This window comes from Streptomyces sp. NPDC001933 (assembly GCF_042890955.1).
Classification (GTDB): Bacteria; Actinomycetota; Actinomycetes; order Streptomycetales; family Streptomycetaceae; genus Streptomyces.
The window spans coordinates 19129-32618 of sequence record NZ_JBIASS010000028.1; the positions used below are offsets into that span (position 1 = coordinate 19129).

Genomic DNA, 13490 nt, shown 5'->3' on the forward strand with positions numbered 1-13490 from the left:
CCGCTGAAGCCGTCGCGGTTCACCGTCGCCACCGGCCTGCGCGCACGGTCAGCCGGCGCCGGCCACCTCGGCGAGGGTGCGGGAGAGGGCGGCCGCGCCGGCTTCGGCAGCGGCTGCGGTGCCTGCGATGGCAACCGGCGGCGGCAGCCATCCGTGCCCGGCGATCTGCTGGGCGACCTCGTAGGCGAGGGCGCCGCCGCCCGAGTAGCAGCCGAACGTGACGGGTTCGGCCGCCGCGAGGGCCGGGCGCAGCGCGGCCAGGCAGCCCGCCGCGTCCACCGCCCCGTTCACGGTGAGCAGGGTCTGCGGACCGGGGTAGATCCGGGCCAGCTCGTCGTAGCAGCCGGCCGGGGCGTCCGGCGGCGGTACGAGCAGCACGGTGCCCGCGCCGGGCCGGGTGGCCGGTCGCAGCACGGTGGGGCCCGGCGCCGGTCGGTGGTGGTGCGTCCGGGCGGGTGCGGCAGGACCGAGCAGGGCCAGGGCCTCGGCGACCGGTGTGCCCGCCGCGATGAACCGGGGGAACTCCCGTAGCAGCAGAGCGGTCTGGGCGAGGGCCGTCGCCGCGTCGGGGTCGGCGAGACGCGTCCGGTCGTTCACCGCTGTCAGCGCGAGGCCGCCTTCGGCGTCGTGGTGGGCGGTCAGGGAGAGCGGCACCCCGGTGTCCGCAGGCACCGTCTCGGGCGGGGTCAGCCGGATGTCCTGGGCGTCGAACTCGTTGCGCAGCGGGTCTCCGGTGGCCGGTGGCCCCAAGGAGGCGGGCGGTTCGAAGGAGATCACCGTCCCGGTGAGCCGGTCCTCGGCGGGCCGGCCGCTCCAGGCGTGCACCTGGCCCTCGGAGACCCATTCGTACGCGGCCATGTCCATGGCCCGTTCGCCGAGTTCGGTCAGCAGCCGGGCCAGCGGCATCGCCGGGTCGACCTCGGTGCTCAGGGGCAGCGGATTGCGCAGTGGTCCGGGCAGCAGGGCGGCACCGTCGAGCAGGATGCCCCGGCCGGAGACGGTCATGCCGAAGGCGACGGGGGCGGGGCCGGTGCGGCCGGACGCCCGGTGCAGCAACAGCGCCCAGGCGGCGTGCAGCGCGGTGCACTCGGTGACGCCGATGTCACCGGCCCAGTGGCGCAGCCGGACCGCCTCGTGGGGAGTGAGCCGCTGACCGGTACGTCCGTGGCCCGGCCGGGACGGGGTGCCGGACGGCCGGGGCGGCAGGATGGCGGCGCCGGCCGGCGGGGCGGCCCGGGTCCAGAACTCGCGGGCCGGGGCGGTGTCCTGACGGTCCAGCCAGTCGAGGTGGTCGCGCAGGTCGGGGCGGCGCTGCCCGCCGGGGGGCGGGCCGTCGGCGAGGTAGGCGCGGTGCACGGCGCGCAGCAGCAAGCGCACGCTGGGGCCGTCGATGAAGGCGTGGTGGTACGTGACGACGACCCGTACCGGTCCCATCGTGCCCGGCTGTTCGTCGATGAGCAGGACCCGGAGCGGTCCGGGCCTCAGCGGGTCGAAGGCGGTCAGCCGTTCACTGCCGAGCAGCGCCTGCCGGTCGACGGAGCCGCAGGGGTGCCGGACCACTCGCGGGGTGGCCTTCGGATGCACCGCGACCCTGGGGCCGTCGGGCGCGTCCGCCCGCGCGAAGGACCCGCGCAGCACCGCCTCGCGGTCGGCGACCGACGCCCAGGCGGCCTGGTAGCGCCGGGTGTCGAGCGGGCCGTACCAGCGCCAGTGCTGCTGCTCGACGTACGGGGCGGTGCCTGGGGCGGCGGTCATCAGGTCGAGGAGGATCTCCCGCTGCCGGGGCGACGCCGGGAAGAGGGCAGCGGCGGAGTGGTGCGGCTCCCCCTGCACCGAGGAGACCGAAGGCTCTTCGGCGCAGGACAGCGGTGCGAGCACCGGTGTGCCCGCCGCGTCAGTGCTCACGCCGGTGCTCACGTCAGTGCTCACGTCGGTGCTCGCGTCAGTGCTCGCGCCGCTGCCCGGCGGGCCCGTGAACGCGGTGAGCAGGTCCCCGAGGGCGCCTGCGGGCAGGTGGCGCGGGGAGAGGTACAGGGTGTGGTGGGTCGCGGTGTGCCTGCGCAGGGTGGGTGTGCACCCGGGAAGTTCGGCGAGCGCCCGCGCCAGTGCCGCCGGGTCGAGCGGGCCGCGCAGTTCGAGCGCGGGAGGCATGCCGGAGGAGATGACGACGGTCATGCTGCCGGTCATCCGGTCCCCCTGTCTCCGATGGCGCCCGCGCCCCGGCGCGCCGGACCCGGCTCCGGAGGGCACGAAGGGACGGCCCGAGTGTGCACGCACCGGCCACGTAGCGCTGACACGGCGCTGACGTGGTGCTCGGATCCTGTCGGTCGACGTCTGATCGGGCTTGGCCGCCCGATCAGACGTCGTCAGACGTCGTCAGAGGCCGACCGAGGCCGACAGATGCCGACAGATGCCGACCGACAGACTCTCAGAGGGTCCGGACGGCCGTCCCGGCGTGCTGCCCGGCGAACTCCAGGGTGGCGAGGCTGAACCGGCTCGCCGTCTCACGGACGTGGGCCCGCGCCCGCGCGAGGTCCGCACCGGCTCCGAGGACCTCCTCGATGCCCTCCTCGCGCAGCAGCACGCTGTGCCGGGCGATCACCTGGACGCCCCGTTCGTCGGGGATCACCGACCATTCGCCGGTGTGGGCGTCGGCGAGCGGGGAGGGCCGCGTGTGCTTCCACAGGATCCGGCCCGAGTGCGGGAAGCACACCCTGACCGCCTCCATGGTGTGGGTCGCCCCGTCGGCCGCGAGGATGTCCACTCCGGTGAGCTGGACGCCGGGCCGCGGCTCGGCCACGTCGGTCCGGGCCACGTGCGGCATGAGGTCCGGCCAGTCGGCGATCCGGTACAGGAAGTCGTAGACCAGCTCGGCCGGGCCGTTGATGCGTACGGAGTCCTCGAAGGTCAGCAGGAGGTCGTCCAGGCGGTTCCAGCGCTCCGCGGTCTCCCGCAGCCGCTCCAGTTCGGCCCTGCTGTTGGTGTCGGTGGCGCGCCGGACCCAGGCGACGTCCTCGATGCGGTTCCCGGCGACGGTGAAGTCGTGTTCCAGGTTCAGCCGGCAGCGGTCGGGGCCGAGCGGCTCCACGGTCCAGCCGCCGCCCATCGAACTGACCGGCTCGGCGGGCGTCTCCTGCCGGAACTCGATGCGGCGGCGGGCCGCGTCCAGTGTGCGGTGCGAGAGCCAGGAACGTACCTGGCCGTTGGCGAGCACCCACATGTGGAAGCGGTCCTGGGAGCCGTCGAAGTCCAGCCGCTCCACATGGATGCTCGCCGGCACGAACAACGGCCACTGTGTCGTGTCCGCGATCAGCCCGTAGACAACGCCGGCCGGCGCTGCCACATCGACCGCGTACTGCGTGCGGTGCACTCGCTCGACGGCCATCGTCCATACCCTCTCTGGATCCTGTACAGATGCTGTCCGCAGTCGCTAGAGGACCACTGGAGATTCCGCAGATTCCGCGTACCGCTTGGCGTGGGTCAGGGTCGCGGTGCTGTTGCGGCCGAGCGCCTCGCGTACGTACCGCCGCGCCCTCGCGAGATCCGCGCCCGCGCCCAGTACCCGTTCCACCGCCTCCTCCCGGAGGACGACGCTGTGCCGGGAAGTGGCGACGGTGGTCCCTGCGGGGCCGGGTGCCACCGTCCAGACGCCGGTGTGGGCCGACATGAGGGCCGGGGTGACGGTCTGTTTGTAGACGATCCGGGCGGCGTCGGGGAAGCAGACCCGCACCGACTCGGTGGTGTGCGAGGAACCGTCGGCGGTGAGCGTCTGCATCGACATGACCTGGACGCCGCCCGGCTCCTCGGTGAGGTCGAGGCGCGAGACGTGGGGCAGCCGGTCGGGCCACCGCCCGGCCTGCTCCAGGAACGCGTACACGGGCTCCGGCGGGGCGTCGACCGTCACCGAGTCCTCGAAGGACAGCACGAGCGAGTCCAGCCGCGCCCACTGCGCGGCCAGCGCAGCGATCCCGGCGAGTTCGGCGCGGCTGTTGGTGTCGGTGGCCCGCTCCACCCACTCGACGTCCTCGGGACGGTCGCCGGCCACCGAGAAGTCGTGGAGCAGGGTCAGCCGCGAGGTCTCGGCCCCGATCGGCTCGACGATCCAGGTGCCGGTCATCGCCGACAGCGGGGCCGCCGGGGTCTCCTGGCGGAACTCGATCCGCCGGGCCACCGCGTCCAGTACGCGGTGCGAGGTCCAGGCCTTCACCCGGCCGTTCGCCGTCGCCCACATGCGCAGGCGCTCGTGCGTGCCGTCGAACTCCAGCCGGTCCACGTGCACGTTGGGCGGGAAGTACAGCGGCCACTGGGTCGCGTCCGCGATCAGCCCGTAGACCACCCCGGCGGGTGCCGCCACCTCGGTCCCGTGGACCGTGCGGTGGGTCCGCCCGTCATGCGTCGTACGTCCGTCCGCCATCATCGGCCGCCCGGTCGTCATCATCGGTCTCCCGGTCGTCATCAGAAGTTGCCCAGCCCGCCGCAGACGTTGAGCGCCTGGGCCGTGATCGAAGCGGCGAGGTCCGTCGTCAGATAGCCGACCAGTCCCGCCACCTCCTCGGGTGTCGAGTAGCGCCCGAGGGGGATCTTCGCCTCGAACCGCTCCCGCACGTCCTCGTCGGTGGTGTCCCAGGCGGCCGCGTAACCGGCCCGCACCCGCTCGGCCATCGGCGTCTCGACGTACCCGGGGCAGACCGCGTTGACGGTGATCCCGGACGGGGCGAGCTCCTTGCCCAGCGCCTTGGTGAAGCCGACGACGGCGTGCTTGGAGGCCGAGTAGGGGGCGCCCAGCAGCACACCCTGCTTGCCGGCGGTGGAGGCGATGCTGATGATCCGTCCGTGGCGGCCCGCCGCCGCTGCCTCGGTCAGCCCACCGTGCTTGAGCACCTCGCGGGTGAGCAGGAAGACGCTGTTGAGGTTGGTGTCGATGACGTCGTACCAGAGCTCGTCGCTGATGTCGGCGGTCGGACCGCCGCCGCTGCGACCGGCGTTGTTGACCAGGACCGTGATCGGCCCGTAGGCCGCGACGGCCGCCGCGACCAGGGACCGCACCTGCTCCTTGGAGCGCACGTCGGCGGCGGTGCCGGACACCTCCAGTCCGTCGGCGCGCAGCTTTCCGACGGTCTCCTCGACCGCCTCGGCGGTGCGGGCGCACAGGAACACCCGGTGTCCGCGGGTGGCCAGGTCCCTGGCCACCGCCAGGCCGATGCCGCTCGTGGCGCCGGTGACCAGCGCCACCGGGCTCTCGGGTGCCGCCGTCGATGCCGTCGTCGGTGCCGTCATCGGGGTGCCTCCAGTTCTTGGGTCGTGGCCTCGACCGTGTCCGGAACCGCTTGAGGAACGCCGGACGAGTGCTGGAGACCGCACCGCGTACGGACCCGATCCGGAACCTCATGCCCGGACCGGACCGGAGAGCCGAACGGGGCCTCACGCCCGGACCGGACCGGGGAGCCGAGCGGGGACAGGGCCCGCTCCAGTTCGTGCCGGGTCAGCCGGGCGCCGCCGCTCGCGACATAGCCATCGGGGCGGATCAGCAGCCAGCCGCCCGCGTCCAGGCCCATCGCCCCGCGCAGCCGCCCGCGCGGGTCGTCCAGCGGATCGGGGCCGGTGGCTTCGCCGACGGCGCGCATCGTCCGCACGGACAGCCAGGACGCGTGGGCGTGGGCCGTGTCCGCCGCGACCAGGTCCGCTTCCGCTCCCCCGCCCGCCGCGTACAGCAGGGTCCACCGGGTGTCGCGCAGTTCGGCCCGCAGCTCCTCCGCCCCGGGGTCACCGGGCTGCCGTGCGGCGACGGCGGCCGCGGCCCGGCTGCCCGGGGCGATTCCCCGGCCGGACCCGGCGGTGGTGAGCGAGCTGTGCGGGTAGCCGATCCGCAGCCCGGACAGCCCGCCGAGCACCTTGCGCTGGATGGCCCGGCGCAGCGGCGGCACCCGGCGCACGACGCCGAAGACGACCGGCAGCATGACACCGGCCAGGGTGTTCTTGAACTGGACCAGGAAGGTCGCCGTGCGGGTGGAGCCGAGCAGCGCCCTGCCGATGGGGACGCGCTCCTCGTCGTAGGTGGTGAGCAGTTCGCGTCCGGCCTGGCCCTGGGCCACCATGGCGAGTTTCCAGGCCAGGTTGTACGCCTCCTGGATGCCGGTGTTCATGCCCTGCCCGGAGGCGGGGCTGTGTACATGGGCGGCGTCCCCGGCGACGAAGCAGCGGCCGTCGTGCATGCGCGGCACCATGCGCTGCTGGAATGTGAAGACGGAGGACCAGTCGGGTGCGCCGGCGGTCACCGGGTGGCCGAGGCCGGCGCTGAGCTTGGCGCCGAAGCGGGCGGCTGCCTGCGCGGGGTCGGCACCGGGGCGGGGCGCGGTGTCGAGCAGCCGCCAGCGTCCCTCGTCCTGGTAGGGGACCATCATCAGGGCCTGCCCGCCGGTGTGCACCCAGTAGATGCTGTCCTGCGGGAGTTCGGTGGTGACCGTCGCGTCGGCGAGTTCCCAGGTCTCGCTGGACTCGCCGATCAGGGGCAGCCGCAGTTCCTTGCGTACGGTGCTGTGGCCGCCGTCGCAGCCGACCAGCCACGGGACGTCGTACTCCTCGGTGGTGCCGCCGGCGTGCTCCAGACCGGCCCGGACGCCGTGCCGGTCCTGGGCGATGCCGGTGAGCCGGACGCCCCATTCGACGGTGACGCCGAGCCGGGCCACCGCCGCGCGCAGCACCTCCTCGGTGCGGGTCTGCTCGATGATGACGGTGTACGGGTATTGGGTCGGCATGGTCCGGTAGTCGGCGTTCAGCCGGACCAGGCGGCTTCCCCCGGCGTACATCGTGAACGCCCGGTTGTGGCGCCCGCGTTCGAGTACCGGCTCCACCACTCCCATCTGGTCGAAGGTCTCCAGCGTGCGCGGGTGCACCGCGACCGCCCTGCTGGTGGCCGCGGGCCCGGGAGCCGCGTCGACCAGCCGTACGCGCAGGCCCCGGCGGGCCAGTTCGTGGGCGGCGGTCAGCCCCACCGGCCCGGCGCCCACGACGAGTACACGGTCCATGCGGTTCATACGGCGGCCTCCTCGGCTGCACGGGTACTCAGCTGCTGGCGCAACACGCGTCGTTCCGGTTTTCCGACGGGGGTGCGCGGGACCGCGTCGAGCACTTCGGCGCGGCGGATCCGTTCGTACGGTGCGAGGCGTTCATTGGCCCGCTCGACGATGGAGTCGACCACCGCGGTCAGGCCGGGGGCGGCCGGGTCGCGCAGCACGATGCCCGTCCAGACCACCGCTCCGTGGATGTCGTCGGGCCAGTCGGCGGCGATGCAGTCGGTGACCCGGGGGTCCTCTCCGAGGACCGCTTCGACGGCGCTGGGCGAGACGAGTTCGTTGTCGTGCTTGAAGACGTCGCCGAGCCGGTCGACGAGGAACAGCTGCCCGTCCTCGTTCAGGTGGCCGACGTCCCCGGTGGAGAACCACCCGTCGGCGTCCACGGGCGTCGGCCCCGGGTCGTCCAGGTACCCGGCCATCACCTGCGGCCCGCGGATCTGCACCTCTCCGGTGGCGTGGGCGCCCAGCACCTGGCGGGTGTCGAGGTGCACGATCCGGCACTCGGTCCCAGGCACCACCGCACCGACCCCACCAACCACACCCGCCGCCTCCGGCCCGTGCGGGCTCTGGCAGTGGGAGAGCGGGGAGAGCTCGGCCATCCCGTACCCCTGCACGACGGGTACGCCGATGTGCTCGCTCAGCACCCGGGCGGCCGGGGGCGCGAGCGCGGTGCCGCCGGACAGTACGACCGTCAGCCGCGCCCCGCCGGGCGCCCCTCCCCTGTCCGCGAGGAGCCGCTCGTCCCCGGCCAGGCGGTGCAGGCGCGCGGGTAGCCCGTAGTAGTGGGTGGCCCCGACCTCCGCCGCGTAGCGCAGCGAGGCCCACGGGTCGGGGTCGGCGCACAGCACCTGCTCGGCGCCCGCGTACATCGCCGAGTTGAGGTGCATGACGTGGTAGAGCGGCAGGTGGTTGAGGGTGACGGAGTCGCTGCCGAGGTGGTGGGCGGCGGCGGTCTGGGAGGCGTTGGCGACCAGATTGCGGTGGCTGAGCCGGACGCCCTTGGGCCGGCCGGTGGTTCCGGTCGTGAACTGGACGCAGACGTCCGCGTCGAGATCGGTGGCGAGGGCGGGCAGCGGGCGCCGGCCGGGTACGGAGTCCAGCACAGCCCGGAGCGGCACGGCGTCGGAAGGCACGATCCCCTCGGACGCGTCGGTGACGACGACGGTGCGCAGGGCGGGCAGCCGGTCGGCCAGTTTCACCAGCAGTTCGGCGGTGGCCGTGGGCACGAACGCCACCTCGACGGCTGCCGAGGCCAGGACGTGTTCCAGGCCCTCCGCCCTGAGCAGCGGATTGACCAGCACGACCGTGTTCCCGCTGCGCGCCGTCCCGTAGTACGCGGCGGGAAAGACCGCGTCGAGAGTGTTGGCCACGCCGACGCGCGCGCCGCGGCGGCCGAGGGTGTGTTCGAGGTAGGCGGCGATCCGGTCGGCCCGGTCGTCGAGTTCCGCGAAGGTGACCGGGCCGGCTGCCGTGCGCAGGGCGCAGCCCGCCGGGTCGCGTACCGCGGCCTGCCGAAGCAGGCCGTCCAGCCGGATTCTCGGGTACACGAACGTCGGCATGGTGCTGTCCTCCTGGCTCCCGAAGCGAGTGAACGCTTCGAAAGCCTTGGCGGGGGCGCTTGAGGAATCTTCGAAGGCCGCTCGATCTTCGGGGCAGAAGCTGTCAGGAACCGACGGAACGGAGTCAGCCCATGACCGTGCTCGCCGCCGAGCGGCACCATGTGAGCCCGCCGGATCAGCAGCCCGGCCAGTTCGGCCTGCTGTATGCGGAGGTCCAGCAGTTCTACGCCCACCAGATGCAGCTGTTCGACTCCTTCGCCGCGCAGGAGTGGGCGGGCACGTTCACCCCGGACGCCGTGTTCGACGTTCCGACGCTGCCGCAGCCGGTACGGGGCCGGGAGGAGCTCGCCGCGAACGTGCGGCGCAACAAGGAGGCGCAGGAGCGCAGCGGCGAGCAGCTGCGCCACTGGCTGGGCATGGTCGACGTCCAGCCACAGCCCAATGGGACGCTGCGCACCCGTGCGTACGCCCTGGTGTACCTGACCCCGAAGGGCGGCGAGGCCCGGGTGCACCGGGTGTGCGTCATGGAGGACACCCTCGCGCGCTCGCGCGGCGACTGGCGGGTCGTCCACCGGCTCGTGACACGCGACGACCTGGCGTGACCCGGGCGCCCGGGGCGCAGGTCGACCGTGGCCCGATCGGACCCACCGGCCCCCGGCGGCATCACCGAGCCCGGCTGTGTCCGGTCTGCCGCCGGACCGCCACCGCTCATGACCCGCTACGCCCCTGCCCGACCACAGCCGGGCAGGGGCGGCTGCGCCTCATTCCCCCGTTTCGGGGCCTGTAGTTCGAGGCCTGGCAACGGCAACGGCTCGGTTGCCGCCGTACGGCGGTGGCCGTCGGTCCCGCGGAAGCAGGCCGGGATCGCCGTCGCGGGGCCCCGGCCCCAGCACTCCTGAGGCGTTTCTTCTGGATCAACCTGCCGACCAGATGAGGACGGCGGAGACGTGGAGGGCGGCGAGGTAGTTGGTGACGGCCTTGTCGTAGGCGGTGGATAGCCTGCGGGAATGAGTAACGCGATGTGGGATGCCCTGGCAGCGACGCCCCTCCCGGAAGTGCGGCGCCGCGCGGCCATCATGGACGACCTCGCCGGGGTCGAACCGGTGACGGTGACCGGCGCACGCCGTCTGGCCTGGAACGACGGCGGCGGCCAGTCCGCGGTCTGGTACTTCGCGGAGGACGGCCGCGTGCTGCTGCTGACGTTCGACCACGAGTCGGCGCTGAATCTGTACGCCGAGGAGGATTTCGCCCTCCAGGAGTCCTTCTACGAGGGCGTCCCCGAGCCCCTCGTCGCCCTGGTTCGCGACCGTCCCGAGAACTACGAGTCGCTGAACCTCACGGACTCCGCGACGGGCCGGACGATTCACTACGCAGGCGGTGTCTTCTGGTACGACGGCACGCGCTGGCACGTGTCCGACGGCCTGGCGGAGTACTGCCGCCGCGAGGATGCGGACCTCTTCGGCGAGTCCGGCTTCGACTACTGCCTGGACGACTACCGCTTCGGCCAGGACTTCACCCCGGAGACCGTCGTGGCGATCCGGGACGAGGACGGTTCGTACGAGGACGAGAAGGAGAAGGAAGCGGACCTGCCCGGCGTCCGCGAAGTCTTCACCCGGCACGGGTAGGGCCGGTTGCGAATGGATCGTCTGTCAGACCTGCCTGGGATGCTCCGGGCATGGAGATGACAGTGCAGCTGACGATCGACTGCTCCGATCCGCAGAGAATGGTGGCTTTCTGGGCCGAGGCCCTGGGCTACGTGCCTGAGCCTCCGCCTGGCGGCCACGCCACGTGGCGTGCCTACTGGGCGGCGATGGGGGTGCCCGAGGCGGAGTTGCCGGCCGGTGCCGGGGATATTCCGGAGTCCATCATCGATCCCGCGGGACGTGGACCGAGGGTGTGGTTCCAGCAGGTTCCGGAGCCGAAGGTCGCCAAGAACCGGTGGCATTTGGACCTGAAGGTCGGTGGGGGACGGGACGTCCCGCTGGACGTCCGCACACAGCGGGTCGAGGCTACGGTGGAACGGCTGGTCAAAGCCGGTGCCACCGTGCTGCGGACCAAGGATGAGCCGGACATGGGGCTCTACGCCGCCGCCATGCAGGACCCCGAGGGCAACGAATTCGACGTCGTCTGAGGGCCGTTGCGACGGTGCTGGTCACAGGGGCGAAGATCTCTTGCCGAATGCAAGCGGATGAACCGCAAGGAGCTGAGTACCGTCACGGGACACGCTGACGGACCGGCTGGTCGGCCGAGCCCACGCCCGGATGGGAGGCACTCCTCGAACTGCGCCCGGGTCGGGTGATGTCATCCGGTGCGAGGCCGGGGCACAGCCGGTGCGCAGCCGGTGCCAGGAAGGCTGCCGCAGCAGCCCCGCCCTGGTCCGGCCCGTGCAGCGGACCTCGCCCGCCAGGCGCGGCAGCACCCACCGCGCTCCCGCCATCGCACCTGTGATCCGGCACGTCAGGGGATCTGGGCCTCGATGCGGGCGAGTTGGGCGGCGAAGATCTCTTCGAATGCGGCGCGGCGGTCTGCTCCGAGGGGGCGGATGTCGCGGGCGAAGTGGGCCAGGGCCGGGAAGCGCTCGGGGTCGGCGCCCAGCACCGCGACGCGGAACTGCTCCGTGCCCTGTTCGTACTCCTTCGGAGGGAGGGTGCTGATACCGCCCTCGGAGGCGATCAGCGCGGCCTGCCGTGGGCTGGCTCGACGACCTCGCTGAACCCTAAATGGCACGTTCCTGAACGGGGTCCCGGGATTCCGGGTGATCTGGATCAGCGGCGGGGGCGGCGGCACGCAGCGCCGCTTCGACTCGGCGGTTGCTGGTCATGGTCGCGGTGATGGCGGTCATGGTGAGGAGGAGGCCGGCGGCGGTGTAGAGCGGGGTGCGTACGTCGTAGGTGGTGGCCAGCCAGCCGCCGAGGAAGGCGCCGAACGGGGCGGCGCACATGGCGAGCATGCGGGAGGTGGAAGCGACCCGGCCCATCAGGTGGGCGGGGACGATCGCCTGTCGGAGGGAGGGGCCGAGCACCATCGTGGCGCCCATGCCCGCGCCGCAGACGGCGAGCGCGAGGCCGGCGACGTACGGGTTCGGGGCGGCGGCAAGGCCCAGGATGGCGAGTCCCTCGACTGCGGCCGTGCAGGTCAGCGCGGTGCCGGTGCCGAGTCGTCGGCCGAGGAAGGAGGCGATGCCCGCGCCGAGCAGACCGCCGGTGGCCTCCGCCGTGAGGAGCAGGCCGAAGCCGAAGGTGCCGATGCCGAGACGATCGTGCGCGAAGAGGGCGAGCACGGTCTCCACGGCGAGGAAGGCGATGTTCCCGACCGCCGGACGCAGCGCGAGCCCGAGCAGCAGCTGATCCCGGAAGACGTACGAGGCGCCGGCCCGCGCCTGCCGCAGCAGCGACTCACGGGCCTGCGGTACGGGCCGGGGTGCGGCGGGCAGCGACCGTACGAGCAGTGCGGAGAGCGCGAACGAGACCGCGTCGGCGAGCAGCGGGACCGCCCGGCCGAGCGCGAGCAGGGCACTGCCCGCGGGCGGCCCGGCGAAGCCGGACGCGGCGGTCTGGGTGCCGCGCAGGCGGGAGTTGGCGCGCTCCAGGAGCGCGGGGTCGCGGCCGAGCAGATCCGGCAGATAGGCCGTGGCGGCCGTGTCGAAGAAGAGTCCGCCGAGGCCGAGGAGGAAGGCGACGGCCGCGAGCAGTGGAATGCTCAGCACGTCGAGCGCGGCCGCTGCCGCCGGTATCGCGAGCAGCACCGCACGTGCCGCGTCCGTGACCCACATCGTGCGCCGGCGGTCCCAGCGGTCCACCAGCGCACCGCCGAGCACCCCGAAGAGCAGCCACGGCAGCGTTCCGGCGGCCGTGACGACGGCGAGCGCCATCGGATCCCGCGTCAACGTCAACGCAAGCAGCGGCAGCGCGGCATGCGTCACCCCGTCACCGAGCGAGGAGATCGTCTGCGCGGTCCACAGCCGTCCGAACCCGTTCGGCAACTTCCGGACGTCTGAGGTCACTCGGTGTCCCCTTCGGTCTGCTCGCGTGATGCCGGGTGGAACAGTGCGAAGACGAGTGACGCGTCCGGCAGCGACGGATCGGACAGCTCCCGGTACTCGTCCGCCAGCGCCTGCAGCCGCGCCCCCAGCTCGGCGAACTGCTCCTCGGTGAGCCGCAGATGCGCCATCCGTACGTGCCGCTCGCCATCCGCGGGCGCTGCCTCCAGGTCCGCCACCGCGTGCCGCATCAGCACATCCGGCCCTCCCTCGCCCGGATCCGGCAGCACGATCGCCCGCGCGGCCATCGCGTAGTACCGCTCGGTGACCCCCCGGACCTTCCGCGTCCGCACCACCTTCACCAGGCCGGCCCGCTCCAGCAGCCGTACGTGGTAGCTGGAACTCCCCTTCGCAAGGCCCACTCGCTCGGCGATCTGCGTGATCGTCGCGGGCTCGAAGCGGAGCACGGCCATGATCCGGTGGCGCGTGAGATTGGAGACGGCGCGCAGCTGCTCGTCAGTGGTGACGTGGAGCGTCTCGGGAACATCTTCGGTAGCCATGCCCCTAATGGTCAACACTTCTTGACCATTAGGCAAGCGGTTTGTTCGGGCGTCCGGAATCGCCTGTCCAGCACGTGAGGCCTTCGCTCCGTCGCGGAAGCTCAGCCGGACCGCCCGAGTCCTTGAGCCGTCAAGAAACCGTGGCACCCTCAGGTGTTCAAGAACCCCGGAGCGCCGTATCCCGGACCTGTGCGAGCTACGCGCCGGCGCAGTGCCCCGCCGGCTCGAAGCCCCCACGCAGCAGGCAGATCAGACCGGGATCAATCTCAGCGACACCTTCCGTACCTCAACCACTCACACCCGGTAAGGCCCATGAGTC

The 13490-nt window shown here is 72.6% G+C and carries 11 protein-coding genes and 2 pseudogenes; 3 read left to right on the plus strand and 10 right to left on the minus strand.

Features of this window, described 5'->3' with window-relative positions; genetic code table 11:
• Positions 1 to 48 precede the first annotated feature (48 nt).
• The 6 genes from ACFYY7_RS39110 to ACFYY7_RS39135 all read right to left on the minus strand — a co-directional run bounded on the left by ACFYY7_RS39110 (position 49) and on the right by ACFYY7_RS39135 (position 8632).
• Entirely contained in the window at positions 49 to 2187 is a 2139-nt protein-coding gene (locus ACFYY7_RS39110; RefSeq protein WP_388669245.1) for a condensation domain-containing protein, read from the minus strand.
• A gap of 241 nt (positions 2188 to 2428) precedes the next feature.
• A complete protein-coding gene (locus tag ACFYY7_RS39115; RefSeq protein ID WP_388669248.1) occupies positions 2429 to 3385 on the minus strand; it encodes an SRPBCC family protein in 957 nt (318 codons plus the stop codon).
• Between the two features lie 45 nt (positions 3386 to 3430).
• Positions 3431 to 4435, minus strand: a complete 1005-nt coding sequence (locus ACFYY7_RS39120) for an aromatase/cyclase (RefSeq protein WP_388669251.1) — start codon at positions 4433 to 4435, stop codon at positions 3431 to 3433.
• Between the two features lie 20 nt (positions 4436 to 4455).
• Positions 4456 to 5277 carry an SDR family NAD(P)-dependent oxidoreductase gene (locus tag ACFYY7_RS39125; RefSeq protein ID WP_388669254.1) on the minus strand — a complete coding sequence of 274 codons (822 nt, stop codon included), beginning with the start codon at positions 5275 to 5277 and terminating at the stop codon, positions 4456 to 4458.
• On the minus strand, positions 5274 to 7034 hold the full coding sequence (locus tag ACFYY7_RS39130) for an FAD-dependent oxidoreductase (protein WP_388669257.1): 1761 nt from the start codon (positions 7032 to 7034) through the stop codon (positions 5274 to 5276). The genes ACFYY7_RS39125 and ACFYY7_RS39130 overlap by 4 nt, the downstream gene beginning before the upstream one ends.
• Positions 7031 to 8632 carry a class I adenylate-forming enzyme family protein gene (locus tag ACFYY7_RS39135; protein WP_388669260.1) on the minus strand — a complete coding sequence of 534 codons (1602 nt, stop codon included), beginning with the start codon at positions 8630 to 8632 and terminating at the stop codon, positions 7031 to 7033. The genes ACFYY7_RS39130 and ACFYY7_RS39135 overlap by 4 nt, the downstream gene beginning before the upstream one ends.
• 131 nt (positions 8633 to 8763) lie before the next feature.
• Here ACFYY7_RS39135 and ACFYY7_RS39140 point away from each other — a divergent pair, with 131 nt between their 5' ends.
• The 3 genes from ACFYY7_RS39140 (at position 8764) to ACFYY7_RS39150 (ending at position 10763) form a co-directional block, all read left to right on the plus strand.
• Complete coding sequence (locus ACFYY7_RS39140; protein WP_388669263.1) at positions 8764 to 9234, plus strand: nuclear transport factor 2 family protein; 471 nt, start codon at positions 8764 to 8766, stop codon at positions 9232 to 9234.
• 405 nt (positions 9235 to 9639) lie between these two features.
• Positions 9640 to 10257, plus strand: coding sequence for a hypothetical protein (locus ACFYY7_RS39145; RefSeq protein WP_388669266.1), 618 nt, complete (start codon positions 9640 to 9642; stop codon positions 10255 to 10257).
• Between the two features lie 50 nt (positions 10258 to 10307).
• Positions 10308 to 10763 (plus strand): VOC family protein, encoded by a 456-nt coding sequence (locus ACFYY7_RS39150; protein ID WP_388669269.1) that lies wholly within the window; start codon positions 10308 to 10310, stop codon positions 10761 to 10763.
• Between the two features lie 186 nt (positions 10764 to 10949).
• Here ACFYY7_RS39150 and ACFYY7_RS39155 read toward each other — a convergent pair.
• The 4 genes and pseudogenes from ACFYY7_RS39155 to ACFYY7_RS39170 all read right to left on the minus strand — a co-directional run.
• Positions 10950 to 11072 (minus strand): annotated as a pseudogene (locus tag ACFYY7_RS39155) (ATP-dependent DNA ligase); the annotation flags it as partial.
• Positions 11073 to 11089: 17 nt separating this feature from the next.
• Positions 11090 to 11317 (minus strand): annotated as a pseudogene (locus tag ACFYY7_RS39160) (TetR/AcrR family transcriptional regulator); the annotation flags it as partial.
• Between the two features lie 31 nt (positions 11318 to 11348).
• On the minus strand, positions 11349 to 12635 hold the full coding sequence (locus ACFYY7_RS39165; RefSeq protein ID WP_388669272.1) for an MFS transporter: 1287 nt from the start codon (positions 12633 to 12635) through the stop codon (positions 11349 to 11351).
• Positions 12632 to 13171 (minus strand): ArsR/SmtB family transcription factor, encoded by a 540-nt coding sequence (locus ACFYY7_RS39170; protein WP_388669275.1) that lies wholly within the window; start codon positions 13169 to 13171, stop codon positions 12632 to 12634. The genes ACFYY7_RS39165 and ACFYY7_RS39170 overlap by 4 nt, the downstream gene beginning before the upstream one ends.
• Positions 13172 to 13490 lie beyond the last annotated feature (319 nt).